Here is an 8,467-nt window from a genome sequence, read left to right on the forward strand (position 1 = left end):
CGAATAGGCTAGCAAGACGGAGCCCGCGTCAGCGACCGCGCCGCGCCCGGGCTTCCGCTTCCGCCCAGGCCTTCTGCGCCGGGGTGAGCGACGCGTGACCGGGTGCGGACGTGGCCACGGCGGCGCCGCTGCCGGCGCGCCAGGCGTGCGTGATGGCCAGCGCCAGGGCGTCCGCCGCATCGGCGGGACGCGGCGCCTCCTCGAGCCGGAGAATCTTGGTGACCAGGCGCGTGACGGCTTCCTTATCGGCGCGTCCGCTGCCGGTCACGGCGGCCTTCACCTCGGACGGGGTGTGGAGGGCCACCGGGATGCCCCGCCGCGCCGCGGCGGCGATCACCACGCCGGAGACCTGCGCCACGCCCATCACGGTGCTCACGTTCTGCTGGGCGAACACCCGCTCCACCGCCACGACCTGCGGCCGGTGGCGGTCCAGCCACTCGTCGATCGCGTTGGCGATCACGAGCAGCCGCTGATCCAGCGGCTGCTCGGCGGAGGTGCCGACGACGCCGACGGCCACCATGGTGGCACGACGGTCGCCGGCGACGTCCACGACCCCCAGGCCGCAGCGCGTCAGACCCGGGTCCACCCCGAGCACGCGCAGGCTCACGGCAGGAGCCCCTTTCGGAGGACGATGACTACTCGGCCTCGAGCTGAGCCTGGACCTCTTCGCTCAGATCGGCGTTGGTGTAGACGTTCTGAACGTCGTCCAGCTCTTCCAACGCGTCCACGAGCTTGAGGAACTTCTTGGCGCCGTCCAGGTCGAGATCCACCTGCATGGACGGGATGAATTCGGCCTCGTCAGTCTCGTATTCGATGCCGGCTTCGGTCAGCGCGTCGCGGATGGCCTGCAGGTCGCCGGGCTCGGAGTGGATCTCCCAGTTCTCGCCCTGGTCCTTGACCTCGTCGGCGCCGGCCTCGAGGACGGCCATGAGGAGGTCGTCCTCGCTCAGGCCGTTCTTGGGCAGGCTGACGACGCCACGGCGGGTGAAGAGGTACGCCACCGAACCCGGGTCGGCCACGGTGCCGCCGTTACGGGTGATGGCCAGGCGCACCTCGGAGGCCGCGCGGTTCTTGTTGTCCGTGAGGCACTCGATCAGCAGCGCGGAACCCTGAGGGCCGCGGGCTTCGTACATGATCTCGGTGTAGTCGACGACCTCACCGGTCAGACCGGCGCCGCGCTTGATGGCGCGGTCGATGTTGTCGTTCGGAACGGAATTCTTCTTGGCCTTGGAGACGGCCAGGTCGAGCGCCGGGTTGCCGGAGAGGTCCGGTCCGCCCATACGCGACGCGACTTCGATGTTCTTGATGAACTTGGCAAACGCCTTGGCACGCCTGCCGTCGATCACGGCCTTCTTGTGCTTGGTGGTAGCCCATTTGGAGTGGCCCGACATGCCTACGCTTCTCCTTTGATCATCCGGATGAACAGTTCGTGAACACGCAGCTCCCCCGTCACTTCGGGGTGGAAGGACGTGGCCAGCGCGTTGCCAGAGCGAACCGCAACAATTCTAGCCCGTGAATCGAGCGTCGCCGCAGACGGCATCTCGTCGGGATGCAGCTGGGCCAGCACGTCGACGTCGTCGCCGATCGATTCCACCCAGGGTCCGCGGATGAAAACCGCGTGAACGGGAGCCACACCGCCGTCGGGCCCGGCCGAGAACTCCAGCCCCGCGAAGTCCAGATCCACCTCGAAGGATTCCCGCTGACGGCCGAACGCGTTCCGCCGGACCGTCATGTCGATCCCGCCGAAGGTCTGCTGCGGGCGGCCCTCCAGGTCCAGGGTCGGATCCTCGATCCGGTCGGCGAGCAGGATCATCCCCGCGCACGAGCCGTAGACGGGCAGGCCGTCCGCGATCCGCTCCCGGATCGGGTCCGCCAGCTCGAAGGCACGGGACAGCTTGTCGATCGCGGTCGATTCACCGCCGGGGATCACGAGACCGTCGACGGCGGCCAGCTCGGCCGGGCGGCGCACGGGAACGGCTCGGGCGCCCACCTCGTGGACGGCCTTCAGGTGTTCGCGGAAGTCGCCCTGCAGGGCGAGGACGCCCACCAGAGGGGCGTCGGAGGGAGGAATTCGCACTGTGACAGTGTAATCAGCAGGGACCTCCCGGCCGGGCCGTGTGACGTCCGCGACGGCCGGGGGCTCCCCGGACGCGGCCCGCCCACCCAGTAGCATTGGTCAGGACCTGTTATCTATCGAAGAGGTGCGCAGTATGTGCGGAATCGCCGGTTACCACGGCTTTGGGGAGAACGAGGAGATGCTCAAGGCCATGAGCGCCTGCATCGTTCACCGTGGCCCCGATGGTGAGGGGTACTTCACCGAGGCGAACGTGGGACTCGCGCACCGCCGTTTGTCCATCATCGACGTCGCGCACGGCCAGGAGCCGATGATCAGCGCCGACGGTGACACCGTGCTCGTCTACAACGGCGAGGTGTACAACTACCTGGAACTGCGCGCCGAGCTGGAGGCACTGGGCCGGACCTTCCGGACCCAGTCGGACACCGAGGTGGTCCTCCAGTCCTACGAGGAGTGGGGCACGGACGCCTTCGACCGTTTCAACGGCATGTTCGGCTTCGCCATCCTGGACAAGAAGCGCAACGTCACCGTGCTCGCCCGCGACCACTTCGGCATCAAGCCGGTGTACTGGGCGAACGCCGGCACCGAGGACGAGCCCAAGGTCCTCTTCGCTTCCGAGATCCGCCCGATCCTGGCCACCGGCCACATCGAGGCGGCCCCGAACGAGCGGATCCTCTACCGCTACCTCCAGTACCGGATCCACGACGACACCGCGGAGACGTTCTTCGCCGGGGTCAACAAGCTGCTCCCGGGCGAGATGATGACCATCGACAACGCCACGGGCCGCTTCACCATCGAAAGCTTCACCCGCCTGCGCCAGGAGCTGGAAGAGCTCTCCGGTCAGAACCGCCCGTACACCCCGGAGGTCACCGAGGAGTACCGGCAGCGCTTCACCGAGGCCGTGCGGATGCGCCTGAAGTCGGAGGTCCCGGTGGGCTCGGCCCTCTCCGGCGGCCTGGACTCCTCCGCCGTCGTGGTCACCATCAACAAGCTGATGCAGGAGCACGCGGACGCGGTCGACTCGATCGGCCCCAAGCAGAACACCTTCAGCGCGGTCTTCCCCAACTCGATCAATGACGAGGAGGCCTACGCGGACGCCGCCATCGCCAAGTGCAGCGGCAACATCGAGGCCCACAAGATCCTCCCGACCGCCGAGGGCTTCGCGGCGGACCTGGAGGACTTCGTCCGCACCATGGAGGAGCCCATCATCTCCTCCGGCCCCTACGCGCAGTACTGCGTCATGAAGGAGGCCAGCAAGCACGTCACCGTGCTGCTGGACGGACAGGGCGCCGACGAGATGATGGCCGGGTACATCCCGTACTACTTCGCGTACCTGCGCCAGCTGCAGAAGGCCGGCGACTACCGCACGCTCCTCAAAGAGGCCGGCCAGTCGCTCGACATCTTCTACCGCCTGGGCCGCTTCCGGCTGAGGTCGAAGCTCACGGCGAAGAAGCGCGTCACCATGGGCCAGCTCCTGAACAAGGACTTCACCTCCGGCTACCGCGGCGAGAAGTTCGGCAATGTGCCGGACAACATGAAGGCCCGTCTGATCGACGATCTCTTCCACAAGTCGCTGCCCTCGCTGCTCCGCTATGAGGACAAGAACACCATGCGCTTCTCCCTCGAAGGCCGCGTGCCCTTCCTGGACAAGGAAGTGGTGAAGTTCCTCTTCAGCCTGTCGGATGAGGCGATCATCAAGGGCGGCTGGAACAAGCGCATCCTGCGGGACGCCACCCGCGGGCTGCTGCCGGAGAAGATCAGCAACCGCCGCAACAAGATCGGCTTCACCACCCCTGAGGTGGAGTGGTTCCGCATCATGAACGAGCGGATCTACAAGATCTTCATGTCCAACTCCTTCTACAACCGCCCCTACTGGAACCGCGAAGCGGTTCTGACGGCGTTCGAGGAGTACCTCAACGACAAGAACGACGCCGACACCATGGTGTTCTGGCGCCTGATGAACGTGGAGCTGTGGTTCCGCGAGTTCATCGACAAGGACGAGACCCCCGCGGACGTGAAGCTCAACAAGAGCGACTACGAGCCGAACCCGGGCAAGGAGCTCGGCATCGAGTCGGCCGGCACCACGTTCCTCCGCTTCCCGCTCCAGACGGAGGTCTTCGCCAAGGACACCGAGCTGGCTCCTGCCGTGACCCAGTACCCGGCCCGGTTCTTCGACGGTCTGGAAGGCGCCCCGGCGGAGGTCCGGGACGCCATCGAGAGCGCCCGCCGCGACGGCCGGAAGTGGTACCTGCTGGTGAGCGAGAAGATCGTCGCCATCACGCAGGGCCGCTCCTTCCCGGTCTGGGAGATCAAGGTGACCCCCGCCGCCCGCGTCCTGAGCAAGTTCGTCACCCGGACGCCCGCCGGTATCGGCCTGGGCAGCCCCTGGTCCATGCAGATCGCCATCAACGAGGTCGGCCTGCCGCTCATCGCCAAGGCCGCCGCAGCGTCCGTGGTGGGCAAGTTCCAGGGCAAGAGCGGCGTCTTCTACGACGTGGTCGGCAACAACATCAACGCCATCGATGGCGCGACCCCGTACAGCCTGGGCGCGGCAAGCAACTCCGTGAAACTCGCGCCGAAGGATCCCGAGGGCGTGGCACGCGCGCTCAGCGCCGAGATCCGCGCCACCCTCCCGGCCGAGGCCGTGGAGAACTTCGGCGGCGTGGCCATCATGGACGCCAACGATCTGGGCGTCGTGGTCATGGGCCACGACACCGCGCTTCCGACCGAGACGATCGCCGGGATGTTCAAGGACAACCCGCAGGGTCAGGGCGCCCAGGCGACCCCCATGTCGCTCGTGGTGACGCAGGCCTGACCCGGGCCCCGTCGCGCGAGGAGGCCCCCACCGGATGTTCCGGTGGGGGCCTCCTCACGTCCAGGTCCGGTTTCCGTTCCGTCCCACCGGCTGAATGTCACCGACGACGGCGCTGGGCCACCTTGCCCATGAGCCGCGACGCCAGGAGGACGCGCGCCGCCTTCCGGGCCCGCAGGGCGGTGTAACGCTCCAGCAGGGCGATGACGTCCGCCCCGTCCCGCCTCACTCCGGCGATCAGGGTGCTCAATGCGGCCGCATCCTCGAACCCCGCTCCGGCACCCTGGCCCAGGTCCGGCGTCATGGCATGGGCGGCGTCCCCGGCCAGAGCCACCCGGCCCCGGTGGAACACCCTGAGCGGACGGGCCAGGTCGTGGATGTCATGGCGCAGCACGGCGTCATCGGGAGTGGCCTCGAGGAGGTGACGCACCGTCGGGTACCAGCCGGAGAATTCCCGGCGCACGGCGTCCTTCTCGGAAGCAAGCCCCTGCGAGGCGGCGGTCTCCCCCACCGGGCGGCTCGACACCGCGAACCAGTAGACCCTGCCGTCCTCGAGGGGCACGGTGCCGAAGCGCTGCTCACCGGCCCAGTCCTCGCCCGCGGTGCCCGCGGTGTCGATCGGCACCGCGGTCACGCCCCGCCAGGCGGTGTAGCCGGCGTACCTCAGCCCGGGATCGAGTCCCAGGCGGGATCGAGTCCGGCTGCGCAGACCGTCCGCCGCGATCACCAGGTCCCAGGAACTCGTGGTCCCGTCGCCCAGGGTGAGCTGCGCGCGGCGGAGGCGGTCGCCGTCGTCGGTCACGGAAGCGGTGACGCCCCAGTGGAAGGTGACCCCGGCGCAGGAGTCGAGCAGGAACTCCCGGAGCGCGTTGCGGTGGAACATGCGGACTCCGCGGTCACGGGCTGCCGGTGCGGAGAATCGGATTCGTCCGTCGCGGCGCCGCATGGCGGTGCGGATTCCGGGAAGTGGCCCATGCGGCAGCCGGTCGAAGCCCTCGCCGAGACCGAGGGCATGCATGGCTCTACGGCTGTTGGGGAAGAGCGAGATCCCGGCGCCGGTGGGCGGCTCCTGCCCGGATCGTTCGAAGACCTCCACCTGCACGCCCTGCCTGGAGAGCCCAGCCGCTGCGGCCAGTCCCACCAGGCCTGCGCCGATGATCGCGATGCGCATGAGACCCTCTCCCCTCTCCGATCCGACGGCGTCTCGCGACACCGACCCGGCGCGCCCACCTTGTGACACACACCACGCTTGTGAAATGGTCGTTTCATGACCAATCCACTCCTGCAGCCGAGCACGCTTCCCTACGGTCTGACGCCGTTCGCCGAGCTCACCACCGAAGACTACCGCGAGGCGATCCTCCAAGGCCTGAGCGAACACCGAGCCGAGATCGAAGCCATCGCCGGAAACGCCGAGACACCGGATTTCGCCAACACCGTCCTGGCGATGGAATCCTCGGGCGCCCTCCTGGACCGTGCCGCCCGCGCCTTCCACACCGTGTCCGGCGCAGACAGTTCGCCGGAGCTGGATGCTCTGGAATCCGAGGTCACTCCCCTGCTCGCCGAGCACGAAGACGGCATCTACCTCAACCGCACGCTGTTCGAACGGTTCAACACGGTGGACGCCGACGCGCTGGAGGGCGAGGACGCCCAGCTGCTGCGCGAATACCTCCGCAGGTTCCGATTGGCGGGCATCGGGCTCGAAGAGTCCCAGCAGGCACGGCTCCGGGAGATCAACGCCCGCCTGTCCGCGCTCGGCACGGAGTTCTCCCAGAAGGCCAAGGAGAGCGTGAACGCCGGCGCTCTCGTGGTGGATTCCGAGGAGGCGCTGCGCGGTTTCGACGCCGAGGCGATCCGCTCCGCGGCCCAGTCCGCCGAGGAGGCCGGGCACCCCGGCAAGCTCCTGGTGCCGCTGATCCAGCCGAGCAGCCAGCCCGCGCTCTCCGTGCTGGAAGACCCCGGTACCCGCGCCGAGCTTCTTGCCAACTCCGTCGCCCGAGGCATCCAGCCCGGCGATCTGGACGTGCGGGAGAACATCCTGGAGCAGGCCCGTCTGCGGGCCGAGAAGGCTGAGCTCCTGGGCTTCGCCAACTACGCCGAGCTGTCGGTGCAGGACCAGACCGCGCCCGGCCTCGAACCCGTGCTCCGGATGCTGCACCGCATGGCGCCGGCCGCCCGGGCGAACGCCGAGCGTGAGGCGGAGGCTCTGGCGGCATCGGCCGGCCATCCCATCGACGCCGCCGATTGGCAGTTCCACTCGGACCGTGTCCGCAACGAGCGGTTCCAGGTGGATGAGCAGGAACTGCGGCCGTACTTCGAACTGAACAACGTCATCGAGAACGGCATCTTCCACGCGGCGGGCAAGCTCTTCGGGCTGACGTTCACCGAGCGGCCCGATCTGAAGGCCTACCACCCGGACGTCCGGGTCTGGGAGGTCTTCGAGGAGGACGGCACTCCCCTGGGCCTTTTCCTGGGCGACTACTTCACGCGTCCTTCCAAACGCGGCGGCGCGTGGATGAACTCGCTGGTGGAGCAGTCCAGCTTCGCCGGGACGTCCCCGGTGGTCTTCAACACCCTCAATGTGGCGCGCCCCGCCGAGGGCGAGCCCGCACTGCTGACCCTGGACGAGCTGCGGACCGTGTTCCACGAATTCGGTCACGCACTCCATGGTCTGCTGTCGAAGGTGAAGTACCCCGGCTTGTCCGGGGCGAATGTTCCCCGCGACTTCGTCGAGTACCCCTCCCAGGTCAACGAGATGTGGATCTTCCACCCCGAGGTGCTCGCCAACTACGCCCGCCATCACGTGACCGGCGAACCTCTGGATCCCGCCGTGGTGGAACGCCTCGACGCTGCTCAGCTGTGGGGACAGGGCTTCGGCACCACCGAGTACCTGGGCGCCGCGCTGCTGGACCTGGCCTGGCACTCCTTCGGCCAGAGCGATGTTCCGGAGGACGTGGAGACGTTCGAACGTGCCGCCCTGGACCGGGCCGGGCTCGCGTGGGACCTGGTGCCGCCCCGGTACCGCTCGGGCTACTTCCAGCACATCTTCGCCGGTGGCTGGTACGCCGCGGGCTACTACTCCTACATCTGGAGTGAAGTGCTGGACGCGGACACCGTCGAGTGGTTCCGGGAGAACGGCGGACTCACCCGCGACAACGGCGAGCACTTCCGGCAGGAGCTGCTGAGCCGGGGCAACAGCCGCGACCCGCTGGAAAGCTTCCGGGCCTTCCGCGGCCGCGACGCCGAGGTCGCCCCACTGCTGACCCGCCGCGGGCTCGCCTGACGGGCACGGTCCGCACGGCTGTACGACGACGGCGGCAGGTCACCTTCGCAGGAAGGTGACCGGCCGCCGTCGTCGTACGTCGGCTGACCGCAGTGGGACAGGCTGAGTGTTACTCGGCGTCGAGGTCGGTTTCGACCAGGGTGGCGAGCTTGTCCAGGGCTTCGTCTGCTCCGGGGCCTTCGGCGCGCAGGATCACGGTGTCGCCGTTGCCGGCGCCCAGGGTCATCAGGGACAGGATGCTCGAGGCGTCCATGGCCTCGTCTTCGGGGGTGCCGTCCAGGGCGATCGTGACCTCGACGTC

General features: G+C 68.1%; 7 protein-coding genes. 2 read left to right on the forward strand and 5 right to left on the reverse strand.

Annotated elements, in window-relative coordinates; genetic code table 11:
* Positions 1-28: 28 nt before the first annotated feature.
* The 3 genes from ruvC to pdxT are packed head-to-tail and all read right to left on the reverse strand — an operon-like array spanning position 29 to position 2,077.
* A complete protein-coding gene (gene ruvC, locus AB4Y75_RS07565; RefSeq protein WP_441435221.1) occupies positions 29-607 on the reverse strand; it encodes a crossover junction endodeoxyribonuclease RuvC in 579 nt (192 codons plus the stop codon).
* Positions 608-635: 28 nt separating this feature from the next.
* Complete coding sequence (locus AB4Y75_RS07570) at positions 636-1,391, reverse strand: YebC/PmpR family DNA-binding transcriptional regulator (protein WP_441435222.1); 756 nt, start codon at positions 1,389-1,391, stop codon at positions 636-638.
* A 2-nt stretch (positions 1,392-1,393) separates the two neighbouring features.
* Positions 1,394-2,077, reverse strand: a complete 684-nt coding sequence (gene pdxT, locus AB4Y75_RS07575) for a pyridoxal 5'-phosphate synthase glutaminase subunit PdxT (RefSeq protein ID WP_441435223.1) — start codon at positions 2,075-2,077, stop codon at positions 1,394-1,396.
* 133 nt (positions 2,078-2,210) lie between these two features.
* On the opposite strand from pdxT, the gene asnB reads away from it, so the two are divergent.
* Positions 2,211-4,889 carry an asparagine synthase (glutamine-hydrolyzing) gene (gene asnB / locus AB4Y75_RS07580; protein WP_441435224.1) on the forward strand — a complete coding sequence of 893 codons (2,679 nt, stop codon included), beginning with the start codon at positions 2,211-2,213 and terminating at the stop codon, positions 4,887-4,889.
* A gap of 97 nt (positions 4,890-4,986) precedes the next feature.
* Here the strand turns inward: asnB and AB4Y75_RS07585 are convergent, their stop codons facing one another.
* Positions 4,987-6,057 (reverse strand): FAD-dependent monooxygenase, encoded by a 1,071-nt coding sequence (locus tag AB4Y75_RS07585; RefSeq protein ID WP_441435225.1) that lies wholly within the window; start codon positions 6,055-6,057, stop codon positions 4,987-4,989.
* Positions 6,058-6,153: 96 nt separating this feature from the next.
* Between AB4Y75_RS07585 and AB4Y75_RS07590 the strand changes: the two genes are divergently transcribed.
* Complete coding sequence (locus AB4Y75_RS07590) at positions 6,154-8,166, forward strand: M3 family metallopeptidase (protein ID WP_441435226.1); 2,013 nt, start codon at positions 6,154-6,156, stop codon at positions 8,164-8,166.
* A 109-nt stretch (positions 8,167-8,275) separates the two neighbouring features.
* Here the strand turns inward: AB4Y75_RS07590 and AB4Y75_RS07595 are convergent.
* Positions 8,276-8,467, reverse strand: a 192-nt coding sequence (locus tag AB4Y75_RS07595) for an HPr family phosphocarrier protein (RefSeq protein WP_441435227.1), incomplete at its 5' end; no start/stop codon positions are given.

Source organism: Arthrobacter sp. RAF14 (assembly GCF_052114185.1).
Lineage (GTDB): Bacteria > Actinomycetota > Actinomycetes > Actinomycetales > Micrococcaceae > Arthrobacter_E.

Excerpts from the sequence above, each read along its gene's own strand:
- AB4Y75_RS07590 (WP_441435226.1), top strand. The coding sequence starts at position 6,154 with ATGACCAATCCACTCCTGCAGCCGAGCACGCTTCCCTACGGTCTGACG.
- asnB (WP_441435224.1), top strand. The coding sequence starts at position 2,211 with ATGTGCGGAATCGCCGGTTACCACGGCTTTGGGGAGAACGAGGAGATG.
- AB4Y75_RS07585 (WP_441435225.1), bottom strand. The coding sequence starts at position 6,057 with ATGCGCATCGCGATCATCGGCGCAGGCCTGGTGGGACTGGCCGCAGCG.
- AB4Y75_RS07570 (WP_441435222.1), bottom strand. The coding sequence starts at position 1,391 with ATGTCGGGCCACTCCAAATGGGCTACCACCAAGCACAAGAAGGCCGTG.